General features: G+C 62.1%; 21 protein-coding genes. 7 read left to right on the top strand and 14 right to left on the bottom strand.

Annotated elements, in window-relative coordinates; translation table 11 throughout:
* Positions 1-65: 65 nt before the first annotated feature.
* Positions 66-1,268 (top strand): thiolase family protein, encoded by a 1,203-nt coding sequence (locus IWX88_RS08115; protein ID WP_196829143.1) that lies wholly within the window; start codon positions 66-68, stop codon positions 1,266-1,268.
* Entirely contained in the window at positions 1,265-3,403 is a 2,139-nt protein-coding gene (locus IWX88_RS08110) for a 3-hydroxyacyl-CoA dehydrogenase NAD-binding domain-containing protein (protein WP_196829141.1), read from the top strand. Before IWX88_RS08115 ends, IWX88_RS08110 begins: the two co-directional genes overlap by 4 nt.
* Before the next feature lie 166 nt (positions 3,404-3,569).
* Here IWX88_RS08110 and dxs read toward each other — a convergent pair whose 3' ends face one another.
* The 5 genes from dxs to dut form a co-directional block, all read right to left on the bottom strand.
* Complete coding sequence (dxs, locus tag IWX88_RS08105; RefSeq protein WP_196829139.1) at positions 3,570-5,516, bottom strand: 1-deoxy-D-xylulose-5-phosphate synthase; 1,947 nt, start codon at positions 5,514-5,516, stop codon at positions 3,570-3,572.
* Between the two features lie 9 nt (positions 5,517-5,525).
* The gene (locus tag IWX88_RS08100; protein WP_196829137.1) at positions 5,526-8,351 is read right to left on the bottom strand and encodes an aconitate hydratase; all 2,826 of its coding nucleotides are present in this window, start codon (positions 8,349-8,351) and stop codon (positions 5,526-5,528) included.
* 158 nt (positions 8,352-8,509) lie between these two features.
* Positions 8,510-9,217: a DUF3159 domain-containing protein gene (locus IWX88_RS08095; RefSeq protein ID WP_370568254.1), complete on the bottom strand. Its 708-nt coding sequence runs from the start codon at positions 9,215-9,217 to the stop codon at positions 8,510-8,512.
* Positions 9,218-9,222: 5 nt separating this feature from the next.
* On the bottom strand, positions 9,223-9,885 hold the full coding sequence (locus IWX88_RS08090) for a DUF3710 domain-containing protein (RefSeq protein ID WP_196829135.1): 663 nt from the start codon (positions 9,883-9,885) through the stop codon (positions 9,223-9,225).
* On the bottom strand, positions 9,882-10,364 hold the full coding sequence (dut, locus tag IWX88_RS08085; protein ID WP_196829133.1) for a dUTP diphosphatase: 483 nt from the start codon (positions 10,362-10,364) through the stop codon (positions 9,882-9,884). The genes IWX88_RS08090 and dut overlap by 4 nt, the downstream gene beginning before the upstream one ends.
* 64 nt (positions 10,365-10,428) lie before the next feature.
* On the opposite strand from dut, the gene IWX88_RS08080 reads away from it, so the two are divergent.
* Positions 10,429-10,908 carry a DUF3093 domain-containing protein gene (locus IWX88_RS08080; RefSeq protein WP_231369043.1) on the top strand — a complete coding sequence of 160 codons (480 nt, stop codon included), beginning with the start codon at positions 10,429-10,431 and terminating at the stop codon, positions 10,906-10,908.
* A gap of 16 nt (positions 10,909-10,924) precedes the next feature.
* On the opposite strand, the gene IWX88_RS08075 is transcribed toward IWX88_RS08080, so the two are convergent.
* A complete protein-coding gene (locus IWX88_RS08075) occupies positions 10,925-11,218 on the bottom strand; it encodes a DUF4193 domain-containing protein (RefSeq protein ID WP_196829131.1) in 294 nt (97 codons plus the stop codon).
* Between the two features lie 200 nt (positions 11,219-11,418).
* Here IWX88_RS08075 and sepH point away from each other — a divergent pair, with 200 nt between their 5' ends.
* Positions 11,419-12,507: a septation protein SepH gene (gene sepH, locus IWX88_RS08070; RefSeq protein WP_196829129.1), complete on the top strand. Its 1,089-nt coding sequence runs from the start codon at positions 11,419-11,421 to the stop codon at positions 12,505-12,507.
* A 60-nt stretch (positions 12,508-12,567) separates the two neighbouring features.
* On the opposite strand, the gene IWX88_RS08065 is transcribed toward sepH, so the two are convergent.
* Positions 12,568-13,662, bottom strand: coding sequence for an alkaline phosphatase family protein (locus IWX88_RS08065; protein WP_231369042.1), 1,095 nt, complete (start codon positions 13,660-13,662; stop codon positions 12,568-12,570).
* Between the two features lie 57 nt (positions 13,663-13,719).
* Here IWX88_RS08065 and IWX88_RS08060 point away from each other — a divergent pair, with 57 nt between their 5' ends.
* Positions 13,720-16,182 (top strand): DNA topoisomerase (ATP-hydrolyzing) subunit A, encoded by a 2,463-nt coding sequence (locus IWX88_RS08060; protein ID WP_196829124.1) that lies wholly within the window; start codon positions 13,720-13,722, stop codon positions 16,180-16,182.
* A gap of 25 nt (positions 16,183-16,207) precedes the next feature.
* Here IWX88_RS08060 and IWX88_RS08055 read toward each other — a convergent pair whose 3' ends face one another.
* Positions 16,208-18,307 carry a DNA topoisomerase IV subunit B gene (locus IWX88_RS08055; RefSeq protein ID WP_196829122.1) on the bottom strand — a complete coding sequence of 700 codons (2,100 nt, stop codon included), beginning with the start codon at positions 18,305-18,307 and terminating at the stop codon, positions 16,208-16,210.
* Between the two features lie 225 nt (positions 18,308-18,532).
* Between IWX88_RS08055 and IWX88_RS08050 the strand changes: the two genes are divergently transcribed.
* Positions 18,533-18,769, top strand: coding sequence for a hypothetical protein (locus IWX88_RS08050; RefSeq protein WP_196829120.1), 237 nt, complete (start codon positions 18,533-18,535; stop codon positions 18,767-18,769).
* 60 nt (positions 18,770-18,829) lie between these two features.
* Here the strand turns inward: IWX88_RS08050 and IWX88_RS08045 are convergent, their stop codons facing one another.
* Positions 18,830-19,912 (bottom strand): alanine racemase, encoded by a 1,083-nt coding sequence (locus IWX88_RS08045; RefSeq protein ID WP_196829118.1) that lies wholly within the window; start codon positions 19,910-19,912, stop codon positions 18,830-18,832.
* The gene (locus IWX88_RS14235) at positions 19,906-20,559 is read right to left on the bottom strand and encodes an alanine racemase C-terminal domain-containing protein (RefSeq protein ID WP_196829116.1); all 654 of its coding nucleotides are present in this window, start codon (positions 20,557-20,559) and stop codon (positions 19,906-19,908) included. Before IWX88_RS14235 ends, IWX88_RS08045 begins: the two co-directional genes overlap by 7 nt.
* 254 nt (positions 20,560-20,813) lie before the next feature.
* Between IWX88_RS14235 and IWX88_RS08035 the strand changes: the two genes are divergently transcribed.
* The gene (locus IWX88_RS08035) at positions 20,814-21,731 is read left to right on the top strand and encodes a sugar-transfer associated ATP-grasp domain-containing protein (RefSeq protein ID WP_370568253.1); all 918 of its coding nucleotides are present in this window, start codon (positions 20,814-20,816) and stop codon (positions 21,729-21,731) included.
* A gap of 39 nt (positions 21,732-21,770) precedes the next feature.
* Here the strand turns inward: IWX88_RS08035 and IWX88_RS08030 are convergent, their stop codons facing one another.
* The 4 genes from IWX88_RS08030 to IWX88_RS08015 form a co-directional block, all read right to left on the bottom strand.
* On the bottom strand, positions 21,771-22,472 hold the full coding sequence (locus IWX88_RS08030; RefSeq protein ID WP_196829112.1) for a coenzyme F420-0:L-glutamate ligase: 702 nt from the start codon (positions 22,470-22,472) through the stop codon (positions 21,771-21,773).
* 18 nt (positions 22,473-22,490) lie between these two features.
* Positions 22,491-23,891: an RNA polymerase sigma factor gene (locus tag IWX88_RS08025; RefSeq protein WP_196829110.1), complete on the bottom strand. Its 1,401-nt coding sequence runs from the start codon at positions 23,889-23,891 to the stop codon at positions 22,491-22,493.
* A gap of 232 nt (positions 23,892-24,123) precedes the next feature.
* On the bottom strand, positions 24,124-25,470 hold the full coding sequence (locus tag IWX88_RS08020) for an MFS transporter (RefSeq protein WP_196829108.1): 1,347 nt from the start codon (positions 25,468-25,470) through the stop codon (positions 24,124-24,126).
* Between the two features lie 45 nt (positions 25,471-25,515).
* A complete protein-coding gene (locus IWX88_RS08015; RefSeq protein WP_196829106.1) occupies positions 25,516-26,445 on the bottom strand; it encodes a proteasome assembly chaperone family protein in 930 nt (309 codons plus the stop codon).
* Positions 26,446-26,510: the final 65 nt, after the last annotated feature.

Raw genomic sequence — 26,510 nt, 5'->3', positions numbered from 1 at the left:
AACGATTCTCACCCTGATTTTTGGCGGTTTAGGCTTGTTTTTACCTAAGAATGAGAAGAGGCATTGTGGCCGAGAGACATGAAGTCGTGTTCGTCGATGGGGTTCGTACTCCCTTCGGACGCGCGGGTGAAAAAGGAATGTACTGGAACACCCGGGCGGATGATCTGGTCGTCAAGGCTATGGTCGGCTTGCTCGAGCGCAATCCGGATGTTCCCAGGGACCGGGTTGATGAGGTCGCAATTGCCGCGACCACCCAACAGGGCGACCAGGGCCTGACCCTCGGGCGCACCGCCGCGCTTCTCGCGGGCCTGCCGAAGTCGGTACCCGGATTCGCCATCGACCGCATGTGCGCCGGAGCGATGACCTCGGTCACCACGCTGGCCGGAGGCATCGCATTCGGAGCTTATGATCTCGCCCTTGCGGGCGGCGTCGAGCACATGGGCCGTCATCCGATGGGCTTCGGCGCGGATCCGAACCCGCGATTCCTCTCCGAAAAGCTGGTGAGCGGCGAGGCACTCAACATGGGCTCTACCGCCGAGCGCATTCACGACCGTTTCCCGCTTCTGACCAAGGAGCGGTCGGACCGGTACGCCCTCGCAAGCCAGCAGAAAGCCGCCGCAGCCTACGACAACGGCAAGCTTCAACCCGACCTGATTCCGGTCTCGATCCGGTCCGAATCCGGGTGGGGCCTCGCCACCCGCGATGAGGCTCTTCGGCCCGAGACCACTCTTGAGGGCCTGGCCGCGCTGAAGACGCCGTTTCGTGCACACGGCCGGGTTACCGCAGGAAACGCGTCCGGCCTCAATGACGGTGCAACGATCAGCCTTCTCGCAAGCGAGACCGTCGCCAAAGAATTGGGGCTCAGCGCCAAGATGACACTCGTGAGCTTCGCTTTCGCCGGTGTCGAACCCGAGATCATGGGTCTTGGGCCAGTGCCCTCGACCGAAAAAGCACTGCGTAAGGCTGGCCTGTCGATCACCGACATCGGCCTGTTCGAACTCAACGAAGCCTTTGCCGTGCAGGTGCTCTCGCTTCTCGACCATTTTGGCATCGCCGACGAAGACCCTCGCGTCAACCAATGGGGTGGAGCAATCGCGATCGGCCATCCGCTTGCTTCCTCTGGCGTTCGCCTGATGATCCAGCTTGCTGCGCAGTTCAAGGAGCAGCCGCATGTGCGCTACGGCCTAACCGCAATGTGCGTTGGCCTTGGCCAGGGCGGCTCTGTCATCTGGGAGAACCCGTACTTCGACGGAAAGAAGAAGAAATGACTGACGTCGCAACACAGACCCGGTTTGCGGAACTCATTGCAGCATCCGAAGATGAGGTCGTCACCCACTCGTATGTGCGGGACCTGCCAATCTCGGGAGGTCGCACACTTGCACTCGTGACGCTCGACAATGGCCGGGACCACACCCGTCCCACAACGCTCGGCCCGGTCACCCTTGTCGAATTTGCCGTGACCCTCGACACGCTGAAGGAGCGAGCTTCTCGCGGAGAGATTGTCGGAGTCGCCATTACCGGTAAGCCGTTCTTCCTTGCCGCCGGCGCAGACCTCTCCAAGGTCGGCTCGATCTCCAGCCGGGCCATCGGCAAACAGATGGCCCAACTCGGTCACTATGCCCTCGGTAAGCTGAGCGATCTTGGCGTGCCGTCCTTTGTGTTCATCAACGGTCTCGCGCTCGGCGGCGGACTCGAGATCGGACTCAACGCCGACTACCGCACGGTCGATCGCAACACCCCCGGCGTCGCACTGCCAGAGGTGTTTCTCGGAATCATTCCCGGCTGGGGTGGAACGTGGCTGCTACCGAACCTGATCGGTATCGAAAACGCGCTGAAGGTCGTCATCGAGAACCCGCTGAAAAACAACCGGATGCTGACCGGGCAGGAAGTATTCGACCTCGGGATCGCCGACGCCATCTTCGATTCCGTCTCGTTCCTCGAGCACTCCATCGCATGGGCAGACGGCGTGATCGCGGGCACCACCACGGTGAAGCGCGCCAACGCCCCAGGCAAGATCGAGCGCGCCATCAAATGGGACATCGCGATCGGGGTCGCAACCAAGATGCTCGAGAGTCGAATCGGAACCGTGGCACAATCCCCCTACACGGCCCTCGGTCTGCTCAAAGCTGCCAAGAATACCGATCGCGAGACCGGTTTTGCGGCCGAGGACGATGCACTCGCCGACCTCATTTCCGGTGACCAGTTCAAGGCGAGCATCTACGCATTCAACTTGGTGCAAAAACGCACCAAGCACCCGGCAGGCGCCCCGGATAAGAGCATCGCAAGACCGGTTACCAAGGTCGGCGTGATCGGGGCCGGCCTGATGGCAAGCCAGTTCGCGCTGCTCTTCGTGCGTCGACTCAAGGTGCCGGTGGTCATCACCGACCTCGACCAGGCCCGCGTCGACAAGGGCGTGAGTTATATCCACGAGGAGATCGACGCGCTACTCACCAAAAAGCGCATCTCACCGGATGAGGCAAACCGACTCACGGCCCTCGTCACAGGAACAACCGACAAGGCCGATTTCGCTGCCTGTGACTGGGTGATCGAGGCCGTGTACGAGGAGCTCGGGGTCAAGCAGGACGTCTTTGCCGACGTGGAGCAGTACCTCTCCGACACCGCCGTGCTCGCGACGAATACCTCGTCGCTGTCGGTCGAGCAAATCGGTGCCAAGCTGAAGCATCCGGAGCGCCTTGTAGGTTTTCATTTCTTCAACCCGGTGGCCGTCATGCCCCTTGTCGAGGTGGTCAAGACTCCGCAGACGGATGACGCGACGCTCTCGACTGCAATGGTCACGGCCGCGAAGCTGTTCAAGAACGCTGTGATCACGACCGACACCCCCGGATTTGTGGTCAACCGTATTCTTGCGAAGGTCTTGGGCGAGGCGATGCACGCGGTCGACACCGGCACTGCGTTCGAGGTCGTCGAGGAATCGACGAAGCCCTTCGGTCTCCCGATGACTCCATTCGAGCTGCTCGAACTCGTTGGCCTGACGGTCGGAGCCCATGTACTCGATACGCACCATGCCGCTTTCCCAGAGCGGTTCTTCCAGAGTGCGAACCTGCACAAGCTAGCCGAGCTCGGTCACATCTTCGAGCGTGACTCCAAGGGAAAGGTGACCGGCATCGACAAGAAGGCCCGTGCCATCGTCGCCGGGGGCACAACGCCGATGACTGCCGATGAGCTCCGAACCCGCATCGAGGATGGCTTGGCCGATGAGGTTCATCGCATGCTCGATGAGGCAGTCGTCGAGGCAGCGGAAGACATCGACCTCAGCCTCATTCTTGGCGCAGGATATCCGTTCCAAATGGGCGGGGTGACGCCGTACCTCGACCGGGTCGGTGCCTCGGAGCGGGTCTTCAATGACACCTTCCACCACCCGGCGCTGCGCGGTGTCAGCTAGCGGCACCTCGCGCGCTGCGTGCAGCTCGAACACTGTGGTGGGGCAGTAGGGGCATAGCGGGCAGGGGCAGTGCGGGTCGGTGTTCCGGGCCGCACTATCCGTGCCCCGACTGCTGAGCAGCGACGACAGCATGCGTCCGCAGTTGTCGGCGCTCGGGGTGTTGAAGCTAGGAGCGATCTGACCCCAGTGCGCTCTGTTCATGGGCCTCACCGGTGAGCGGGCGCGCCACCGGGATCTTGCTGCCGAGCACTTGCTCGACGACATCGCGGGCGATCTGCTGTGGGGTGAGGCCAGCCTCTTCGAGGATCTCTGCGCGCGACCCGTGCTGGAGAAACTCATCGGGCAGTCCGAGTTCGTTCAGTGCTGTGTCGACACCAGCCGCGCGCAGATCCTGACGAATCCGCGTACCGATACCCCCGACCCGGATTCCGTCCTCGATGGTCACGACGAGACGATGTTCCGCCGCAAGTGCGATGACGCTTGTGGGCACCGGCACCACCCAGCGCGGATCGATGACGGTCGCACCGATGCCCTGGTCCGCCAGACGTGCCGCCACCGCGAGCCCAATCTCGGCCATCGGTCCGACTGTGATGATGAGAACATCCTTACGGGATGCTTCGCTGAGGATATCCACGCCGTCGGGGAGGCGGCGCACTGCGGGGATCTCGTTGCCGACATTACCCTTGGAGAATCGCACCACCGTCGGGGCGTCCGCCACAGCTACCGCCTCACCCAGTTCTTCACGCAGGCGAATGGCGTCGCGCGGCGCGCTGAGGCGGATGTGCGGGACGACTTGCAAAATGGCGAGGTCCCAGATTCCGTGATGACTTGGCCCATCAGGGCCAGTGACACCGGCCCGATCGAGCACGAAAGTCACGCCAGCCCGGTGTAGCGCGACATCCATCAGCACCTGGTCGAATGCCCGGTTAATGAAGGTCGCGTACAGCGCAACAACCGGATGCAGTCCGCCGAACGCGAGCCCGGCCGCGGAGGTGACAGCGTGTTGCTCGGCGATTCCAACGTCGAAGACCCGCTCTGGGTACTTGGAGGCGAGGGGCTGCAGACCGGTGGGGCGGAGCATCGCGGCGGTGATGCCCACAATGGCCGGGTTGCTGTCGGCGAGAACCACGAGTTCTTCGGCGAAAACCGAGGTCCATGACTGTTTGTCAGAGGGATCGATGGGCTCGCCGGTCTCCGGATCAATGTGACCGACGGCATGAAACTGGTCCGCCGCATCCAGCACCGCTGGCTCGAACCCCTTCCCCTTCTGGGTGATCGCGTGAACGATGACCGGGGCTCCATAGTTCTTGGCCTGAGTAAGGGCTTCCTCCATAGCCCGCAGGTCATGTCCGTCAATTGGACCGATGTACTTGATGTCGAGGTTCGAGTACAGCGCTTCATTGTTGGTGAAGCGGCTCAGGAAGCCGTGCGTACCTCCACGGATGCCGCGGTACAGAGCCTGCCCCGGAGATCCGAAGAGGTCGAAGAAACGGCGGCTCGAGACATTGAGACTGCGGTAGGAACGCCGGGTGCGTACGTCGTTGAGGAAACGTGCCATACCGCCGATGGTCGGGGCGTAGGAGCGCCCGTTGTCGTTGACGATGATGACGAGATTGCGCGAATTGTCATCGCTGATGTTGTTCAGCGCCTCCCAGGTCATCCCCCCGGTGAGAGCGCCATCACCGACAATCGCGACCACATGGCGATCCTTCTGGCCGGTCATCTGGAACGCACGCGAGATGCCGTCAGCCCAACTCAGGGAACTGGAGGCGTGGGAGGACTCGACAATATCGTGTTCGGATTCCGAACGCTGCGGATAACCGGCCAGCCCGCCACGCTCACGAAGGCGACTGAAATCCTGCCGCCCCGTCAGCAGCTTGTGCACATAGGACTGATGGCCGGTGTCGAAAACGATCGCGTCGAACGGGGAATCGAAGACGCGATGAACAGCCATCGTGAGCTCAACGACCCCGAGATTCGGTCCAAGGTGACCGCCGGTCTTGGACACCTCGCTGACAAGGAATCCCCTGATTTCGGAGGCGAGCTCGACGAGCTGATCCTTGGTGAGCCGATCCAGATCACGTGGTCCGTGGATACTTTGCAGAAGGTTCACCACGACAGCCTAAACCAGCGATCTCAGAACGTACTGGAGGATCCCCCCGTTGCGGTAATAGTCGGCCTCACCGGGAGTGTCGATGCGCACGACCGCGTCGAACTCGACGTTCTGCTTGCCTGCTGCGGAGTGCTCCGTCGGGGCTGCCGAGACCCGCACGGTCTTCGGTGTGGTCCCGTCGTTCAACTCCTCAAGGCCAGTGATGCTCACGACTTCGGTGCCATCGAGGCCGAGGGTTGCCCAAGTCTCTCCGGCGGGGAATTGCAGTGGTACCACTCCCATCCCGATCAGGTTTGAACGATGGATACGCTCGAAACTCTCCACAATGACCGCTCTGACACCGAGAAGACTCGTGCCTTTCGCGGCCCAGTCACGGGAGGATCCGGAGCCGTACTCCTTGCCGCCGAAGATCACGAGTGGCGTCCCGGCGGCCTGGTAGTTCTGGCTTGCATCGTAGATGAACGACTGCGGTGCATCCGCCTGAGTGAAGTCGCGGGTGAATCCGCCCTCCACGTTGTCGAGGAGCTGGTTGCGAAGACGGATGTTCGCGAAGGTGCCGCGAATCATCACCTCATGGTTACCGCGCCGCGATCCGTAGGAGTTGAAGTCAGCGCGGTCCACACCGTGGTCGGCAAGGTATTTCCCAGCGGGGCTGTCGGCCTTGATATTGCCGGCCGGGCTGATGTGGTCGGTAGTGACTGAATCGCCGAGCTTCGCCAGCACTCGAGCACCCGAGATGTTGCTGACCGGAGAGGCCTCCAGGGTCATTCCTTCGAAGTACGGGGGCTTACGCACATAGGTTGATTCAGAATCCCACTCGAAGACCTCACTGTCCGGTGTCGGAAGCGAGCGCCAGCGCTCGTCACCGTCGAAGACCTCTCCGTACTCCTTGGTAAACATTGCGGTGTCGATAGACGAATCGATCGTCGACTGCACCTCGGCAGCGTCCGGCCAGATGTCTTTGAGATAGACCTCGGCGCCGTCGTTGCCGGTGCCGAGGGAATCGGTCTCGAAATCGAAGTTCATCGAACCGGCGAGGGCGTAGGCGATGACAAGCGGGGGGCTCGCCAGATAGTTCATTTTCACATCGGGGCTGATGCGGCCCTCGAAGTTTCGATTGCCGGAGAGCACGGCGGTCACGGCGAGATCGTTCTTGTTGATCGCGTCGGTGACCTCCTCGATCAAAGGTCCGGTGTTGCCGATGCAGACGGTGCAGCCGTAGCCGACCGTGTAGAAACCGAGTGCCTCGAGGTCGTCAGTGAGGCCAGCCTTTGCGTAGTAATCGGTGACCACCTTGGAGCCGGGCGCGAGGGTCGTCTTGACCCAGGGCTTGGATGTGAGGCCCTTCCTGACCGCGTTGCGGGCCAGGAGCCCCGCAGCGAGCATGACCGAAGGATTCGAGGTGTTGGTGCAGGACGTGATTGCCGCGACGGCCACGGCTCCGTGATCGAGGGTGTAACTCTCGCCGGATTTCGTGGTTACCGCAGTGGGCCGGGACACCGAGGAGGGCGCATGGCTGACATGCGTGTGGCGGTGGTGACTGTGCTCATCCTCCGGCTGATTGCTTGGCGGATCGGATGCGGGGAACGACTCAGAGATACCCAGATCGACAAGGTCGTGCTCGATGAGTCCGTCCTCGACACTGGCATAACTCGTGAGATCCTTCGCAAACTGGGCCTTGGCCGAGGAGAGGATGACCCGATCCTGCGGCCGCTTCGGCCCGGCGATCGATGGCACGACCGTTGACAGGTCGAGCTCGAGGTATTCGCTGAAACTAGGCTCGGAATCTGCGGTGTGCCAGAGCCCCTGAAGCTTCGCGTAGGCCTCGACAAGTGCGACCTGCTCGTCGCTTCGACCGGTGAGGCGCAGGTAGTCGAGCGTGACGTCATCGATCGGGAACATCGCCGCTGTGGAACCGAACTCGGGGCTCATGTTTCCGATAGTGGCGCGGTTGGCCAGAGGCACAGCTGCGACACCAGCCCCATAGAATTCGACGAATTTGCCGACGACCCCGTGCTTTCGCAACTGCTCGGTGATGGTGAGGACGACATCTGTTGCGGTCACCCCGGTCGGAATGACCCCGGTGAGTTTGAAACCGACCACCTTTGGTATGAGCATGGAGACGGGCTGGCCGAGCATTGCCGCTTCGGCCTCGATGCCACCGACGCCCCAGCCCAGCACACCGAGGCCGTTGACCATTGTGGTGTGTGAATCGGTGCCAACGCAGGTGTCGGGGTAGGCCTGCAGCACACCGTTCACCGTGCGAGTCGTCGTGACCCGTGCCAGGTATTCGATGTTGACCTGGTGCACGATGCCGGTTCCGGGCGGCACGACCTTGAAGTCGTCGAAAGCCGTCTGTCCCCAGCGCAAAAATTGGTAGCGCTCACCATTGCGCTGGTACTCGATCTCGACGTTGCGCTCGAGGGCGTTCTCGGAGCCGAAAAGGTCGGCGATCACGGAGTGGTCGATCACGAGTTCGGCCGGAGCGAGCGGGTTGATCTTCTTTGGATCGCCTCCGAGGGCGGACACCGCCTCCCGCATGGTGGCGAGGTCGACGATGCAGGGGACCCCGGTGAAGTCCTGCATGATGACCCGGGCGGGGGTGAACTGGATCTCGGTGTCTGGTTCGGCGGTAGGGACCCACGACCCGAGGGCTTCGATCTGCGATCGGGTGACGTTTGCGTTGTCTTCGGTCCGCAGCAGGTTCTCGAGCAGCACTTTGAGACTGTACGGCAACTTCTCAGAGCCGGGAACGTGGTCGATCCGGAAGATTTCGTAGTCAGTAGAACCCACCGTCAGCGTGTCCCTCGAACCGAAACTGTTGACCTGCGACATTGCGCGACTCCCTTGCTGGGCTGGGTGTGATCTGTGGCGAGACACCCGGTGCCATATTCGACCGCCACTGGCCGTAATGCCAGCACGATAATTCTAAGACTGGTTCAGCCGACACCGGCGTAAAAGTATCTCGATATCAAGATACTTTAGCACGCGGATCACTCGCTGATCGGCCGCGGGATCCCCGAATAGACGGCACGCACGAGCAACCACGTCACCCAGAGCATTCCCGCGTAAAGGGGAATGCCAAGAAGGAGTTTCGCCCCGGCGAGCCACTCGGCTTGTTGAGCGAGGTAGAGCGGCACCTCGACGGCGAGACGAAGGGCGAAGAGTCCGGCCCAGAGCCAGGTGGTGAGGTAGAGCACCCGCCGCTTCGCTTTCTGCTCGCGCCATTGAGTTGTCTCGTTGGTGAGGAATCCGACGATCACTCCGATGAGCGGCCAGCGCGCAAGAATGCTGACAAGCAACACAGCCAGACTCACACTGTTGACCACGATCCCCGGAAGGAAATTCGCTTCCGGACGACCGGAGACCAGGGCGAGAATCGCAGAGATAGCGATGCCAACGATGCCCGCAAACGCCTGAGTGATCGGGGTGCGGGTGACGAGTCTGACCACCACGAACACCACCGCGAGTGCCACCGGTACCAGCACCGAAAGCGGCAAATTCTTGGTGGTCGCGTAGAGCACAAGAAATGCCAGCGCGGGCAGGATGGACTCAACCAAGCCGCGAAGGCCGCCGACCGCCTTCAGTAACGACCGTCCAGTCGGAACTTCGCCCGGAGCCACCTGGCCAAGCCCGGTCTTGCGCATCGCATCGGCGAACGCTTCCCGAAAGCCTGGTTCGGGCTCTCTTTCGTCAGTCACCCGGCTCAGGCGCCCGGTGTCGTCGGGTCAGGTGCAGCCGCGGTTTTGGGCATATGGAGGGGGATAAGGTCGCGCGGCGGCATGGGAGTCTTGCCACGCACCACGACGACGCTGCGGAACAAATCTTCGATCTGGAGAGCAGCGGCGGTGTCGACTGCTCCGTCGCCGGCGATCACACCTCGCAGGAACCATCGCGGACCGTCGACGCCGATGAACCGGGCTAAGCGGGTCGAATCCGGCTGCCCGGGAGTCGTTGCCGGGATCTCCGCGAAAAGCTCTGGACCGAATGGGCCTTCGGTCAGGCGGGTCGTGCCGCCCTGCTTCGCGATCTGTTCGGCTATCTGCTCCCGGATCTCGTGCCAGAGGCCCGAGGTGCGCGGCGCAGCGAATGGTTGCACCTGCAGAGTGGAACCGGCGTAGTCCAGGCCGACAGCGACGACTCGCTGGCTGCCCTCTTCCACCTCGAGTCGCAGTTGGAGGCCCTCGCGCGGGAGGATCTTGACTCCCCCAAGATCGACATACGGGCGCACCGGGTTCGCCTCAGACTCGTCAAGCGGCCCCTCGGTCTCCCGGTCGGCCGGGGCAGATTTCAGGGGCTCGTCTGTGGCGCTCGTGTCGGCATTCTCGTTCGGCTGAGGCTCGCCGGATGGCGAAGCGGTGTCGCTCACAGAAACTCTCCTTGTTCTTCGGTACTGGGCGGTTCAGTGTCGTTGGTCGTGTGGCCGGTCGACCCGAATCCGGATTCTCCACGCTGGCTGCCCGGGAGGATTTGCACCGGGATGAATCGCGCCCGAGTCACTGGCATCACCACGAGCTGGGCAATTCGATCACCGACCGCGACAGAGTACGGCATTGAGTTGTCTGTATTCAACAGGGTGACGCTGATCTCGCCACGGTAGCCGGCATCCACCGTGCCCGGACTGTTCACGATCGTGATGCCGTGCGTGGCCGCGAGCCCGCTCCGAGGAACGACAAACCCGACATAACCGTCGGGAAGCGCGATCGACACCCCGGTTGCCACTGTCGCACGCTGGCCGGGAGCAAGTGTTATCGCCACGGCGGCGGCGAGGTCAGCACCCGCGTCACCGGGATGAGAATAGCTGGGCACCCGGTCGGCCACGATAAGGACTTCAACGCTTTCAGACACGTCACGAGGGTAGTGCAGAACGACGGTGCCGTCGGAGCAGAGGAAAATCTGGTCGAATAGAGAAATGACGCAGAACCCTCCCGGTGGTCCGACGATCCTTTCGACGCTCTACCATGAACGCATCTGGCCATCACACTGGGTTTTTTTGGCAACGGCACTGGTGGTGCCTGCGAGCTTGCTGGTATTTCTTCCGATCAATCTTCTGGCCGGGGCGATCGTTGCGCTCGTTCTCTATGCGATGGTTGTGCTGGTTTTGGTTGCGACCTCTCCCGTGATTGAAGTATCCCGGGGCGAACTCATCGCCGGGCGCGCGCGGGTCTCGGTTCACCTCATCGGCACGGTGACCGTGTTCCGGGGCGAAGAGGCCACCCTTCAGCGGGGCCGCCTCCTCGACGCACGCGCGTGGCTGCTGATCCGCGGCTGGGTGTCGCCGGTCGCCAAAATCGAAGTGACCGACGAGACCGACCCGACCCCGTATTGGATCGTGTCGACTCGAACACCGGATGCCCTGGCCGCCGCGATCGAGGCAGCGCGCGCCGGCTAAAGGCGCACGAACCGGCTCAGGCCGCGCACTCCTGGCAGATCAATCCGAGCTTCTCCTCGTGATCGAGCTGCGAGCGATGTTTGACGAGAAAACAATTGACACAGGTGAACTCGTCGGCCTGCGGGGGTAGCACGACGACGTCGAGGTCGAGCTCTGAGAGATCCGCGCCCGGCAGGTCGAAGCCGCCAGGATTGTCAGAATCATCCACGTCGACGACGCCAGACATTTTGTCCGGAACGCGCTCTTTAAGAGCCTCGATCGACTCGGAGTCGTCGTCGGTCTTACGAGGTGCGTCGTAGTCGGTTGCCATGCCCATCCAGTTCTTGAATATATCGATTGGTCTCAATCGGCGGCCATAGCTTGCACCATTAGTTTGCGAATAGCAAACCATTGGCCAAAGACCGTGGATCCGATATCGGAGCAACTTGCGGCACGCCCGGGATATTCCCGTTATTTAAGAAGACGACGTGCCACTCTGTCATCACGAGGCAGTTGCGAAAGGCGTTCAGTATGCAAGACCTGAGAGTCATCGGAGTGGAGAACGGCGCACTTCTCGTTGTTTCCGACGAGGGTACCAAGTACCGCATCGCCATCGACGAGGTGCTGCAGTCGAAACTGCGCCAGGCAATCCCGGATCCGGGGTCGGGCCGCAAACTGGCGCCCCGTGAAATCCAGGCCCACATTAGATCCGGAATGTCGGCTCTTGATGTTGCGGCCATCACCGGCGTTCCGCTCGAGTACATCCAAAAGTTCGAGGGTCCGGTGCTTGCCGAGCGCGAATTCGTCGTCAACTCTGCGCTTGCAGTGCCCGTGCATACCGCGATGGAGACCGACCCACTCGGTGGTGGCTCGACCTTTGGCACCGTCATCCGCGAGCGTCTCTACGATCTCGGCGCCATCGATGAGCGCTGGGCGAGTTGGAAAGAGATCGGTGGAGGCTGGATTGTCAAGCTCTCCTTCAGCGCCGAACAGATCGAGCGCGATGCCCGCTGGCGCTTCGACCCGAAGAAGGCGGCACTTTCCCCGCTTAATAACGAAGCCATCACCCTCTCGCAGCAGGGGGAGGCCACAGGCGCGCTGGTTCCCCGCTTGCGGGCCGTTGGGGATGTAGAACGCCAACCCGACCAGTCCCGGTTCGACAGTGGAGCCTTCACCAGCCAGGATCTCGCAACGCACGAGCCCGGAACGGCTGCGGCACGGGCTCGCCTCGAGGCGGTGCCCTACGGACGGCTCGATGATGCACCGCTCGCAGTGTCGGACGCCGCGATAAACCGCGCCCCAGCCGCCGACGAATCCGAGTCGAACCAGACAGCCGACCTGCTCGAGGCGCTGCGGCGCCGGCGTGGCGAGCGGGAAGGGGCGGGTTTCGGGGACGACGCCGCGGCTTCCGACTCCCGTGCCACACATCCCTCTACCGGCGGAATTCGCATCGTCGACGTGCCACTGGACGTGTTCAACGATGACACCGACGACCGACCGGGCAATACCGCGCCCCAGCCGAATGTGTTTCGGCCGCGCGCGTCGTCCCGCAAGGGTCGAGCATCCATGCCGAGCTGGGACGAGATCGTCTTCGGTGCTCGTTCGGACGACGACCTGTAGGACCTGCTCAGCAAGTCCCGATTCGGTCGCTCGGCGAACGGCACGACCACCGGCTGCCGGTCAGCGTGCGAAAGCTCCGAATCGCAACAGTGGGATGGCGAGCTCCTCTGATGACCACGAACCGTGCTGCCCCACCATATTTCTACCGGTATTGCGGGTGACCCTCGAGTCGTAGTAGGCGATCTCCTTACGCGCCGCGACGATGATGTCTCCGATTCGGGGAATCACCTCGGGGTCGACTGTCGCACCGAACCACCCGGATTCGATCGCTTCCGCGCGAGACACGATCCACGACCGTGACCCCTCGATTTCGTGCCACGCTGCCAACACTGACTGCCGAAGCGCTGGCGACGCGTCGGTCTCGAAATGCAGCTGAAGCGCGCGCGGCTCCCCCGCCACGAATCGGATGCCGTCGATGAGCCGCGAATCCGAATCGAACAGCACCTGGGAATGCAGGGGCACGTCGAGCATCCCATGATCGGCAGTCAACAGCATGCCCTCACCCGTGCCGAGGGTCGCTGCGAACAGTCGCACTGACCGGTCGAGTTCCTCAAGCGCGTTGATCCAGGCAGCAGACTGCCAGCCAGCGGAGTGACCAGCCTGGTCCAACTCCGGCACATAAAGATAAATCAGCCCGCTGTCGATTTCATCGAGTGTGGAACGCGCCTGCTCGAAGCGCTCAGTCAACGACGCTCCACTGCGATATTCCGCCCCGCGCAGTACCGCGCTGGTGTAGCCCGAGGAGCGATAACGCTCGGTCCCAATCGCGAAACTCGGGATGTCGGCATCCCGTGCCTCTTCGAACAGTGTCGGTACCCTCTGCCAGGTCGCAGGATCGAGACGAGCGTCCCATCCGCTCAGCTGGTTGACGACGCGGTCGTTAGCCGCGTCGAGAACGCTGTAGCCGACGAGTCCATGAACTCCGGGGGGCACTCCGGTGGTGAGAGTGGCAATCGCGGATGCCGTGGTCGACGGAAACCGCGCGCCGATTGTGGATCCCGAACTGAGCAACGGCGCGAGAGTGCGAGCGTGACCGGCCCGGGCGCTGAGCGCGGATGCCCCGAGCCCATCTACCAGCAGCACGATCGCCTTCTCCACCGGCGGCAGCGACAACCGATTCGGAGCATGAACAATCGCCTTGAGGCAACTTGGCATGACATCGGCAAGGCTAAACCGGTGCGTTTTTGTGGCCGGTAGCATGGGGATAATCCTATGACTACTCCCGAAATCCCCCTGTCACAGCCCAACGGGGAACGCATCGATACCGTCGACGTCTCCACCGAGATGGAGGGGTCGTTTCTCGAATACGCGTATTCCGTGATTTACTCCCGTGCCCTGCCGGATGCCCGTGACGGACTGAAGCCGGTTCAACGCCGCATCCTGTACCAGATGACCGAGATGGGACTTCGCCCCGATCGAGGGCATGTGAAGTCCGCCCGCGTCACCGGTGAGGTGATGGGCAAGCTGCATCCGCATGGCGACGCATCGATCTACGATGCGATGGTGCGACTCGCCCAGAGTTTCATTCTTCGGGTGCCCCTGATCGATGGCCATGGCAACTTCGGCACTCTGGATGACGGGCCGGCAGCACCGCGCTACACCGAAGCTCGCCTCACCGCTGCCGCGATGGCGATGACCGAGGATCTCGACGAAGACGTCGTGAACTTCGTGCCCAACTACGACAACCAGCTGACCCAGCCGGAAGTTCTGCCCTCGGCTTTTCCCAACCTCCTGGTCAATGGCGCCTCCGGCATCGCCGTCGGCATGGCAACCAATATGGCGCCGCACAACCTCATCGAGGTCGTCGGGGCGGCACGACATCTGATAGCGCATCCGGATGCCTCCCTCGATGACCTCATGTCGTTCGTCCCCGGGCCTGACCTGCCGACCGGCGGCACCATCATCGGCCTCGCCGGCATCCGCGATGCGTACGAGACAGGACGCGGCAGTTTCCGCACTCGGGCGCGGGTTTCGGTCGAGAACATCACCGCGCGTAAGGCTGGGCTCGTCATCACCGAGCTGCCCTACATGGTGGGCGCGGAGAGAGTGATCGAGAAGATCAAGGATGGCGTCAACTCCAAGAAGCTCAACGGGATCTCGGATGTCACGGATCTCACCGACCGCAAACATGGCCTACGCCTTGTGGTGGGAATCAAGACCGGCTTCAGCCCGGAAGCGGTGCTCGAGCAGCTCTACCGGTTCACGCCGCTCGAGGATTCCTTCAACATCAACAGTGTCGCGCTGGTCGAGGGTGGGCCCAAAACCCTGGGTCTCCGGGAACTGTTGCAGGTCTACGTCGACCACCGGATCTCTGTCGTCACCCGTCGCAGCCAGTACCGCCTTGCGCGTAAAAAAGAGCGGCTGCACCTCGTCGAGGGATTGCTCGTGGCAATTCTCGACATCGACGAGGTGATCCAGGTCATCAGGGCGAGCGATGACACCGAGCAGGCGCGCGCGAAGTTGATGGATGTCTTCGACCTCAGCCAGATCCAGGCCGAGTACATCCTGGAGTTGCGACTGCGCCGCCTCACCAAATTCTCCCGGATCGAACTCGAGGCGGAACGTGACCAACTGCTGTCCGAGATCGACGCCCTCGAGCAACTGCTGACCGGGCCAGAGCGAGTGCGCCAGCTGGTCTCTGACGAACTCGAGGAGGTGGCGGAGCGCTTCGGCACACCACGTCGCACACTGCTGACCGAGGCACGTGCGCCGGTCGGGACGACTGTCGCAGCGCGGGCGGCCGCAGCCGTGCTCGAGATCGCGGATACGCCATGCCGGGTGTTCCTGTCCACGACCGGACGCTCCATCCGTGTCGACCTGTCTATCGCTGCTTCGGAGCTTCCAGAGCGCGCCGCCCGGCGAACCAAGCACGATGCGATCCTGTCATCCATCGTCACAACACGCCGGTCGGAGATCGGAGCGATAACCTCGCTCGGGCGGCTGATCCGCCTCACTCCCGTCGATCTTCCGGTCGTTCCAGAGAACTCGATCCAGCTCGCCGCCGGGGTGCGGATAACCGATTACCTGGCAATCGATGCCACGAAGGAGAGAGTGCTCGCGCTGGTGTCGCTCACCTCAGCCGAAGCAATCGCCATCGGCACCAGACAGGGCGTAGTGAAGCGGCTGACCCCCGGGGATTGGGCGAACCGACCCGAGTTCGAGATCATCTCCCTCAAGCCGGGAGACTCGGTTGTGGGAGTGCGGCAGTCGAGCGAGACCGATGAACTGCTGTTCGTCACTTCTCACGCGCAGCTCCTGCACTTCCCCGCCTCCAGTGTGCGACCTCAGGGGCGGTCTGCAGCCGGAATGGCGGGCATCAACCTCGGCGCTAAAGCCACGGTCATCTTTTTTGGCGCGGTCGATTCGGGGTCCGAGGTCGTGGTGGCAACGGTGTCCAGCAGCAGCGCAACCATTGCAGGCATGGAAACGGGACGCGCGAAGGTGTCAGCCATGTCGGAGTTTCCCGGCAAGGGTCGCGCGACTTCGGGGGTGCGTGCTCACTCGTTCCTCAGGGGTGAAGACCAGCTGACCATGGCGTGGGCAGGCATCGGTCCTGCGCTCGCGGTCGGCCTCGATGGTGCGGTGCGGTCCCTTCCCGACGCCGGTGCTCGGCGCGACGCATCCGGTACACCACTCGACGGCCTCATCGGATCGATCGGCAGCCCGATCAGCTGAGCGCAATCCTCAGATCGGCGACCGACTACACGTCGATGCGGTCGCGGGAGAGTCCATCCGAGCCCGCGATGATGAAGTCCTTACGCGGCGCAACATCATTGCCCATGAGCAGTTCGAAGACGCGTTCAGCATTCACGGCATCCGTGATCTGCACACGCCTCAGGGTGCGGTGCTGCCGATCCATCGTCGTGTTTGCCAGCTGATCGGCATCCATCTCGCCGAGTCCCTTGTATCGCTGGATGGGATCCTGATACCGCTTGTTCGTCCTCTTGAGACCGGTGAGTACGGCGTTCAGTTCCTGCTCGGAATAGGTGTAAATCGTCTCATTGGGTTTGGTGCCGGGGTTCATCACGATCACCCGGTGCAGCGGTGGCACCGCGGCGTACACGCGTCCGTCACGGATCATGTCGGGCATGTAGCGGAAGAAAAGCGTGAGCAGGAGGGTGCGAATGTGCGCACCGTCGACATCGGCGTCGCTCATGATAATCACCTTGCCGTAGCGCGCGGCCGTGAGATCGAAGCTGCGCCCGGAGCCGGCACCGATCACCTGGATGATCGAGGCACATTCGCTATTTGCGAGCATGTCAGACACTGACGCCTTCTGCACGTTAAGGATCTTGCCACGGATGGGCAGAAGCGCCTGGTATTCGCTGTCGCGTGCGAGCTTCGCTGTTCCAAGCGCGGAGTCACCCTCGACGATGAAGAGTTCACTGTTGGCGACATCAGAGCTGCGGCAGTCCACCAGCTTCGCCGGCAATGAGGAGTTTTCCAGGGCATTTTTGCGTCGCTGTGTCTCCTTGTGCGCACGGGCCGAGACCCGAGACTTCATCTCCGCGACGATTTTGTCGAGCACGAGCGCCGACTGGGTCTTGTCGTCGCGCTTGGGTGAGCCGAACTTCTCCCCCATTGTCTTCGCAACTACCGCAGCGACGATGTTGCGCACGGCGGGAGTCCCCAGGATCTCCTTCGTCTGGCCCTCGAACTGAGGCTCAGGCAGCCGCACGGTCAGCACCGCCGTGAGACCGGCGAGGATGTCGTCCCTCTCGATCCTCTCGGTGCTGTTCGCCCCCGTGCCAACCTTGAGCCGGCGCGCGTTCTGCTCCACTTGCGACCGCAGGAACTTGAGCATTCCGGCTTCGAAGCCGGACTGGTGGGTACCGCCCTTTGGGGTGGCGATGATATTCACGAAGCTGCGGAACACCGTCTCGTACCCGGTACCCCAGCGCAGTGCGATATCGACCTCACACTCCCGTTCGAGCTCGGTGGCCACCATGTGGCCCGAATCGTCGAGCACGGGAACAGTCTCGGAGAATGTGCCAGTCCCGGTCATCCGCCAGGTCTCGGTGAGGGCGGTATCGGGAGCGAGGAAGTCGACATATTCGCCGATCCCGCCGTCGAAACGGTACAGCTCAGAGGTTGGATCCGCGCCTCGCTGGTCGGTGATTTCAATACCGAGGCCGCGCACGAGGAATGCAGTCTGGCGCGCACGGGTCGCAAGTTCATCGCTCTGGAAGGTCGTACCGCGAGAAAAGATCTGTGGGTCTGCCCAGTAACGGATACGGGTGCCAGTGACGCCGCGAGCGACCGTGCCAGTCACCCTCAACTCGCTCGTGTTCTCGAACGGGGTGAACACCGCATCCGCCCTCGGGCCACCGGAAATGTCAGCGAAGCTGCCGGGCTCACCGCGGTGGAATGACATCGCCCAGGTCTTGCCGTCACGATCGACTTCGACGTCAAGACGTTCTGACAGTGCATTGACAACGGATGCTCCCACGCCGTGCAGTCCACCGGAGGCGGCGTAGGACCCGCTGCCGAACTTGCCTCCAGCGTGGAGCTTGGTGAAGACAACCTCGACTCCGGAGAGGCCGGTCTTCGGCTCGATATCAACGGGGATCCCCCGCGCGCGGTCGCGAACTTCGATGCTGTTATCGGCGTGTAGTACAACGCTGATCTCATCGCCGTGGCCTCCGAGCGCCTCGTCGACAGAATTATCGATGATCTCCCACAGGCAGTGCATCAGCCCACGCGAATCGGTCGAGCCGATATACATACCCGGGCGCTTTCGCACCGCCTCCAGCCCCTCGAGCACCGAGAGGTGTCGTGCGGAGTAGTCCGAGCTCGCCACGCATATCTCCTTCGCGGCGCCGCCAACATCGCTGATGCAAGGAATGGATCCTCTCGGGGCCGTGTTCAACACTAACGACCGGGAGTCACACCACCGACCTACGACACCCCTTCACCGGGCGCGTACGCGTTCAGCGAAATGCACAGGTTTTGTCGCCGTAATGTCACCCTCGCATGCTTGTATGTAAATAACGAATTGTTGATAGAAAACTGAAAGGAGCAACTCATGGCTCAGATTGCACCGGACACGACTGCACCGGACGAAATTGACTCGAGCCACCAGCTCACCGCATCGGATCGCTGCGATAGCTGCGGCGCGCAGGCCTACATTCGTGTGGCCATTGGTACTAGTGAGTTGCTCTTTTGCGCGCACCACGGCAAGAAGTACCAGGAAAAGCTTGCGACCATCGCAAGCGACTGGCACGACGAGTCCGACCGACTGCTTCAAAACAACCGCGCCTGACTCGCCCGGTCCTCGATCTGACACAGCGCTTCCGGCTTCGGCCGGGGCGCTGTTCTGCTGTCACCGGTTAAGTTCGACACCCTCAGAAAAAAAGCGACGCCGGATGCGCGGACTGAGCCGGGTGACAATTTCTTCGCCAATCGTGCCGAGCGCGTCGGCCCAGTCCTGGAGAGTCAGCTCGCCGTGTGCGCCGGCGCCAAACAGTGCAGCGGTGTCGCCCGGGCGCACGGTGGCATCTCCGATATCTATCGTGAGGCGATCGAGTTGCACTGAGACGATCATGTACGGGCGGCCGTCGATCACGACCCGTACACGCCCGGCCGCGGCGCTAGGGATCCCATCGCCGTAGCCGATTGCAATCGTCGCCATGCCGAGATTCACGGCTGTCACCGGAGCCGTCAGTGTCATTACGGGCTCAAGTCCGAGCGATGAGGGCGAAACCCCGTCCCCGGGGGAAATTCCGTAGGAAAACGCACCAATCCGCACCAGATCGAACCGCGCATCGGCGCGGGTGAATGCGGCGGCGCTGGCTCCGAGATGTCGGACAGTCGGTGACGCACCCAATTCTTCAGCGACCGCGAGGGCAGCGGAGAAGCGATCGATCGCGGCAGAGTCCTCGCTCTCCGACGCCTCCGCGATGTGTGTCCATACTCCAACGATCTCCATGCTGCGCGACAGCGCAAGCGCGCGTGCCACGAGAGCCGGCCACTCCTCGACACTCGCGCCGTTGCGATGGAGGCCAGTGTCGATTTTGAGGTGTACCCGCGCGCGGCGGGAGGCGCAGACAGCCACGATTTCCTCCAGCTGGCCAATGGTCGAGACCCCGAAATCCAGCTCGGCCTCGATTGCCGCGGCATAGTCCTCGTTCGGGGCGAGCTGCCAAGTGAGCACCGCCACATCGCGAGGGATGCCGTTTCGCCGCAGCTCGAGGCCCGTTTCGACGTCGATCGTGCCGATCCACTCGACCCCGGCCGCTACTGCCGCGCGCGCGACCGGGACCAGGCCGTGTCCGTAAGCATCCGCCTTGACGACAGCCATCAGCGCACACGGAGCAACCCGCGCGGCCAGCCGTGCGAGGTTGCGACGATAGGCGGAGAGGTCGATCGTAGCCGTCGGTGCGGTCTGCGGCAGGTCCACTACCATCGGTACTCCCGCGGCAGGTGGCTACCGAAAACAGCGACGATTTCTGCGCACGGGCGCTCGAGCTGCCCGGCCCAGTCCCCGACGGCTGGCTCGCCAACAGCCGGATCACCGAAGACCACAGCCTCGTCACCGATGGCGGCGGAATGCTGACCCAGGTCGAGCACGAGGGCATTCATCGCCACACGCCCCACGATGCGATGCTCTACCCCACCGAGAAGAAGGGATCCCACGTTGCTTGCGCTCCGATCAAGACCATCGGCATAACCGATCCCGACGAGTGCAAGGTTGGTGCGCGTCGGGGCATGCCAGGTATACCCGTAGGAGACTCCCTCTCCCGCATCGATGGTTTTCGTAGCGATCACCAGGGCGCTCACACGCATGGCAGCATGCAAGAGCGGGTCGCGGGTGAGTCCGTACAGCTCTCCTCCAAGCGGGTTAGAGCTTTCCGACACTGTCACCGCCGCTTTGCGAGCAAGCCGGCCGACCTCGGACGTACCGTGCCCGTAGGCATCGGCGGCGATATCCGCAACGTACTTTTTGGTGCCGTAGCGCGAAGTAAGAACGACAAGATTTTGTCGGATGGCCGCCAGATCAATTCGAGCTGTGGCTCGCCAGCTATTGGCCTGCATCGATGCGTCCCTCTCCACCAGCGCACGCTGGCACGACCTCGAGAATACCGCCTCATCGCGCTGCTCGCCGGGCGCTGGGCAGCTCGCCGGTTAGGATTGTCGATCTGACTGTATACCGGTCATCGGTCATCGACGGGAGTGGAACAATCGCTAACACCAGAGCCACCGCCAATTCACAGAGCCTCGGCCTGAAAAATCGCATTCAGTATCTCGCACGTCGGGTTCGTGGATTTGATGCGGCATCCGTCCTGATCCGGGCCCGCGGCGTAGCTGTGCAGTTCAACAAGCCGGTAGCTCTGATTGTGGTTGACATGCTGTGGTCGGCGGGATTTCGCAACACGGCATTTCAGGACTATGTCGACTGCGATTTCGCCATTCTGACCCGCCGGGAGCGAGTCACCTACATGACTAATTCGCTCTCCAACCACATCGCCATGAAGTACGACCAGCCCGAGTACCGCGGGCTGTTCCACGACAAGCTCGAGTTCAATCGCCGCTTCGCTGACCTGTTGGGCCGCGAGTGGCTCGACGTGCGCGAAACGACGGATGCCCAGCTGCGCGCGTTCGTCGAAAAACACGAACGCGTCATGGGGAAAGTTCCGTTCAGCGACTCGGGACACGGCGTCGAACGCTATGAGGCGGCTCTCATCACCGACTGGGACGGACTTCGCAGTTCGATGCTCGCGAAGGGGCAAAACCTCCTCGAGGAGTACATCACGCAGCACCCGACACTCGCCGCTCTGTGCCCTGGCACCGCAAACACCACCCGCGTCACCACATTCTTCGACGGTCAGAACACCCACGTGCTCGCAATGGCGCAGAAGTTCGGCCGCGGCCAGGCGAGTGACCAGCAGACCTACGGGGGATTCTTCTCGATGCTCGATATGCAGGGCCATTCTCGCGGTCCCGGGTACGACTCGCACGAGAACGTGTATTCGACCCATCCGGAATCCGGCGTATCAATCGTCGACTTCCAGCTGCCAATGACCCCCGAGTTGTTCATCTTCATCGATTTGGCATGCCGTGTCGTACCACAGGTGCAGTACGTGGGCTGGGACGTGGTCATCGGCGAGAACGGACCGGTGCTCGTGGAGGGCAACTGGGCTGCCGGAGTCTACGAAAACAAGCCAAGCGCCACGGGGATCCGCACTGGGAACCGGGCGCGCTACCAGCAGTACGTTGGTTTCTGAGAGGCGAACCCGCACCCGCATGCTCGTTCGCGTGCCGGCCTAGACGACGCGGCGGATCACACCGAGCGGCGTCGATTGGTGCCCCTGGCCGAGAGGATTATCCCCCAGGATTCGTTCCATCAGTCGATTTGCTGTGCGGTCAAGCGTTGAACCGAGCACGTTGCCACCGAAATCATTGATGTCGACGATGAGCACGTCGACCGGAGTGCCCAGCGCGGCGCGCAGAACAGCAGCGACCTCTGACGGCCGTTCCGGCGCGAGCACCACCTGTGAGTTGTAGGGCGGGATCGTTCCACTTGTCGGGCCGTCGATGCCGCGTGCCTTGGGGCCCGCTACCCGATAGAAGTCGCCACGCCGACCAAACGGCTTCGTTACTACGGCAACGGCAGCGGCGAAAAGGATGCGCGGAGTGCCGCATTCGCGCAGGGCCATCTCCATGGTCTCCGGCAGCCCAAGACCGATACCGGAGGGTGTGCGAGTGACGTAGCGAGACAGCCGGGTCGCGAGCGGTCGCGGTGTGATCTCGTCAACCGGATAAGCGCGGCCCTGAGTGATGGCCACAATCTTCTCGGTGACGAACAGAATGTCGCCCGGCCGCACGACGGAGTGCGCGAATGTTGTCACGATTTCCACGATGTCGTCGGTTGGGCCGACGAGCCGGGTCTTGATCGGGATGCGCTCGTAGCGCACACCATCAAGCTCCGTTTCGAGAGCCTTGCCTTCATTTGCTTCAGAACCCATCACCATGTCGTTCCGGGTCTACTCGAGGTAGTCCCGCAGCGACTGCGACCGCGACGGATGACGCAACTTCGCCATCGTCTTCGACTCAATCTGCCGGATTCGCTCGCGTGTGACACCGAAGGTGTCACCGATCTGATCGAGGGTCTTCGGCATGCCATCACCGAGGCCAAAACGCATGCGAATTACCCCGGCCTCTCGCTCGGACAGCGAGTCGAGCAGTGACTCCAGTTGCTTCTGGAGCATCGTGAAGCCCACAGCATCAGCCGGCACGACAGCTTCGGTGTCCTCGATGAGGTCACCGAACTCGCTGTCGCCGTCTTCACCGAGCGGGGTGTGAAGCGAGATCGGTTCGCGCCCGTACTTCTGCACCTCGATGACCTTTTCCGGGGTCATATCGAGCTCGCGGCTCAACTCCTCCGGCGTGGGTTCGCGCCCCAGGTCCTGGAGCATCTGTCGCTGCACGCGCGCGAGCTTGTTGATGACCTCGACCATATGCACGGGGATTCGGATCGTGCGGGCCTGGTCGGCCATGGCGCGCGTAATAGCTTGACGGATCCACCACGTGGCGTAGGTCGAGAACTTGAAGCCTTTGGTGTAGTCGAATTTTTCTACAGCGCGGATAAGGCCGAGGTTACCCTCCTGAATGAGATCGAGAAACTGCATTCCACGCCCGGTATAGCGCTTGGCGAGCGATACGACCAGGCGGAGGTTCGCCCCGAGCAGATGGCTTTTCGCGCGCTGTCCATCCTTGGCGACCCAGTTGAGCTCGCGACCGAGCTGTGACTTGAGTTCGGCGGGCGTCATGTCTGCCAGCTTGTCCTCCGCGAACAGACCGGCCTCGATTCGCATGGCGAGTTCGACTTCCTCGGCAGCGTTGAGAAGAGCGACCTTCCCGATCTGTTTGAGGTAGTCCTTGACCGGATCGGCCGTCGCGCCGGTGATTGCGGAGGAGTAGACCGGGACTTCATCCTCATCGTCAACAAGAGACAGTACGAGCGCACCCGAGGGCAGTATCTCCGCGGTTTTCTCGTCCTTGTCCTCGTCCGAATCCTCGGACGACTCATCCTTAGCGTCAGCGTCTTTGGCGTCGGCATCTTTCGCATCGGCATTCTTGCCATCAGCATCCTTGGCGACGCCGTTTTTCCGGCTTGTGACAACGACCTCTGCTTCATCCGAGGGGCCGCCTTGCTCATCCCCTGAGGTTGCAGCCTTCGAGGCACGCTTGACAACAGGCTTTTTCAGTGGTGCCTTTTTTGCAGGCGCTGCCTTCGCAGCCGCCGCTGTCTTGGCTGCCGTTGTCTTGGCTGGAGTTGTCTTGGCTGGTGCTGTCTTCAGATCAACGGCGTCAGCGAGATCGACAGTGACCTCGGTAGCGGCGTCCGGTTCTGCGACGGCAGTGGTTTTGGATCGGGTGGCCATTGGGTCACCTTTCACTAGTAGATCGTCAGGCGTTACACGCCCATCACTGGGAGCACTGACCTTGTCCGACGCATAGCCGGGTTTTTTCGGGCAGCACTAAGACCCATGTCAAGTTCCACACTCTTGCGCAGTGGTGCTGCGTTCGAATGAAGCAAACCTGAAAGGGCCTTGGATTGATTATTGCACGGATTCAGAATGACCCTTGCCAATGCGACCGGATAGCTGTAGGGGGTTACCGGCCGTTACGGCGCCTCCAGAACCTCACTAGTGAAACCCACAGCGGGGCCACTTGTATTCCCTCGTCAGAGTGCAACAGCTGGCGAGTTCTCGTGCGTGCCCGCATCAGGAACAGCACTCCTGTGCCGATCACAACGTATTGAGTGAGCAAGGCGACTCTGAACGAATTCCAGCCGTAGATATCACTGGCCGCTCCCCCGGCCACTCGAACAGTGTTCTCGATGTCGAGAATGAGCCCGATGAGGTACATCATTACGAAACTCGCGAGAAAACCACCGACGTTGACGACCCCGGTTGCGGAGCCAAGGCTGCGCATGGGATTAAAGGTTCGAGCGAAATCGAACCCGATGAGCGAGCCGGGACCGCCGATTCCTAACACCACAACCAGCGCAACGACAAGCCAGAATGGCGGACGGTCCGGCCAGATCAGTACTGCAGTCCAGGTGACTCCGATCATTGCCACTATTCCGATCACCAGGTTGGATCGCCGCATCGGGAAGCGCGCGGTGAGAATGCCGAGGATCGGTCCGCTCAGAACTCCGGCGAGCACGATCAGGGCGAGTAGACCCGATGCCGTGCCTGGCGAGTAGCCAAGTCCGGCCGTGAGCAAGGGGAAACCCCACAGCAAGGAGAAGACGGTGCCCGAAGACTGGGTGACGAAATGCGACCAGAATCCCAGCTGTGTGCCCGGACGGGCGAGAGATTCTCGCAGCTGCCGCAGCGCCGTCGGCCAGTTGATGAGGCGGTCAGTTGACGGGGTACCGCCCGGTCGTGTCGTCGGGTGACCATCGGACAGCAACACGACAACGAGCACCGCTGCCACAAGCGAGAGCGCCGCAGCGGAAAGGAAAGCGGGCGTCCAGCCGTAGCGGTGCAGGGTCAGTGACAGCGGAATGGCAGACACGACCTGCCCGAGTTGACCGATGTTGCCAGTCCACTGCGACACCTGCGGCAGAATCCGTCCGCGAAACCACAGAGCGAGTAACCGGATGACCGAGATGAAGGTCAGTGCATCACCTGCTCCGACGAGAATGCGCCCGAGAACCGCAATACCGATCGACGGCGCGAGGGCAAGAGTTATTTGCCCGGCTAACATCAGGACGGCTCCTGTCCCGATCAGCACCTTCGGTCCGACTCGATCGAGCAGTACGCCGGTCGGGATTTGCAGGGCGGCATAGACGACCAACTGCACGACCGCGAGGCTGGAGAGGGCCGAAGCCGATACTCCGAATCGGTGGGCAGCTTCGATGCCGGAAACACCGAGCGAGGTGCGCTGCAGTACGGCGACGAGATAGGCGAAGAGGGCGACTCCCCAAATGAGCCAGGATCGCCGCGAATTCACCGTTCCACTGTAGCCCGGGGTCGTTTGGGCCTTGGCGGACCCAGCTCAGGGCAAGAAGGGGTCGGTCTCTTCGCCGGTGCGGCGAGCTGCAAGAAAGTTCTCCAGCTCTGCGGCGATCTCATCGGCAGTTGGCAGCTCGCCGTCCATGTCGGTGAGCGGCGAACGCAATGGGTTTCCCTCCATATAGGAGTCGTGACGCTCTTCGAGAGTGCCGACCAGTCGCGCGAGTTCCGAGTTGGTCTCGACCTGGCTATCGATCTTCGTGAGGAAGTCCCGTCCCTCTTCGCGCAGGGCGTCGGTCGGAAAAATCAGCCCGGTGGCCGCACTGATCGATTCGAGCGCCTTCACGGCAGCATCCGGAAACTCGGTGTCGGCGAGGTAGTGCGGGATCAGCAGAACGAATCCCGCGGTGGGGTGAGACTGCTGCTGTAGCCGGTACTCGACCAGGTGAAGAGCATTGGCTGGCACCTGCGTGCGCGGCTTCCAAATGGACATCGACTCGATGAGTTCCGGACGGTTGCCACTCACCGTGACCCCGATTGGGCGGGTGTGGGGCACCGGCATCGGGATCGCATGCACCCAGGTTGTCGTCTTCACTTTGAACCGGGCGATGAGCTGCATCACCGCTTCGCTGAACCGCTCCCACTGGAAGTCGGGCTCGAAGCCGGTGAGAAACAGGAAGGGTTGGCCGATCTCGTCGGTTGCGATGGAGAGCGCGAGGCGTGGCGGGCGGTAGTCGGCCAGGTGATCCTGATCGAAGTAGATGGTGGGACGGCGCGCCCGATAGTCGAGCAAAATATCGGCGTCGAAAGTCGCGACCTCCCGGTGAGTGACCGTGTCGAGAAGGTATTCACTCAACTGGGTAACGGCCGCGCCTGCGTCAGCGAAGCCGGTGAGGCCGGCCACGAGGTGAAGTCCCTCTGGCACGTCGATGACGCCCGGGTTCAACTCGTAGAGACCTTCGGGGTTTTGCATTGATTAAGTCTAGGTCGAGCTCAGCCATAGGCCCGCCCTGGGGTTGGTGCCGAGAGCGAACAGGC

Origin of the sequence: Frigoribacterium sp. CG_9.8 (assembly GCF_015751965.1) — a bacterium.
Lineage (GTDB): Bacteria > Actinomycetota > Actinomycetes > Actinomycetales > Microbacteriaceae > Lacisediminihabitans.
Note: the sequence above shows the minus strand (reverse complement) of the source record. Positions and strands in the feature narration are given on the sequence as shown.

Excerpts from the sequence above, each read along its gene's own strand:
- IWX88_RS08110 (WP_196829141.1), top strand. The coding sequence starts at position 1,265 with ATGACTGACGTCGCAACACAGACCCGGTTTGCGGAACTCATTGCAGCA.
- IWX88_RS08015 (WP_196829106.1), bottom strand. The coding sequence starts at position 26,445 with ATGCAAAACCCCGAAGGTCTCTACGAGTTGAACCCGGGCGTCATCGAC.
- IWX88_RS08030 (WP_196829112.1), bottom strand. The coding sequence starts at position 22,472 with ATGGGTTCTGAAGCAAATGAAGGCAAGGCTCTCGAAACGGAGCTTGAT.
- IWX88_RS08060 (WP_196829124.1), top strand. The coding sequence starts at position 13,720 with ATGACTACTCCCGAAATCCCCCTGTCACAGCCCAACGGGGAACGCATC.
- IWX88_RS08050 (WP_196829120.1), top strand. The coding sequence starts at position 18,533 with ATGGCTCAGATTGCACCGGACACGACTGCACCGGACGAAATTGACTCG.
- IWX88_RS08075 (WP_196829131.1), bottom strand. The coding sequence starts at position 11,218 with ATGGCAACCGACTACGACGCACCTCGTAAGACCGACGACGACTCCGAG.
- IWX88_RS08025 (WP_196829110.1), bottom strand. The coding sequence starts at position 23,891 with ATGGCCACCCGATCCAAAACCACTGCCGTCGCAGAACCGGACGCCGCT.
- IWX88_RS08045 (WP_196829118.1), bottom strand. The coding sequence starts at position 19,912 with ATGGTAGTGGACCTGCCGCAGACCGCACCGACGGCTACGATCGACCTC.
- IWX88_RS08080 (WP_231369043.1), top strand. The coding sequence starts at position 10,429 with ATGACGCAGAACCCTCCCGGTGGTCCGACGATCCTTTCGACGCTCTAC.
- sepH (WP_196829129.1), top strand. The coding sequence starts at position 11,419 with ATGCAAGACCTGAGAGTCATCGGAGTGGAGAACGGCGCACTTCTCGTT.
- IWX88_RS08065 (WP_231369042.1), bottom strand. The coding sequence starts at position 13,662 with ATGCCAAGTTGCCTCAAGGCGATTGTTCATGCTCCGAATCGGTTGTCG.
- IWX88_RS08100 (WP_196829137.1), bottom strand. The coding sequence starts at position 8,351 with ATGTCGCAGGTCAACAGTTTCGGTTCGAGGGACACGCTGACGGTGGGT.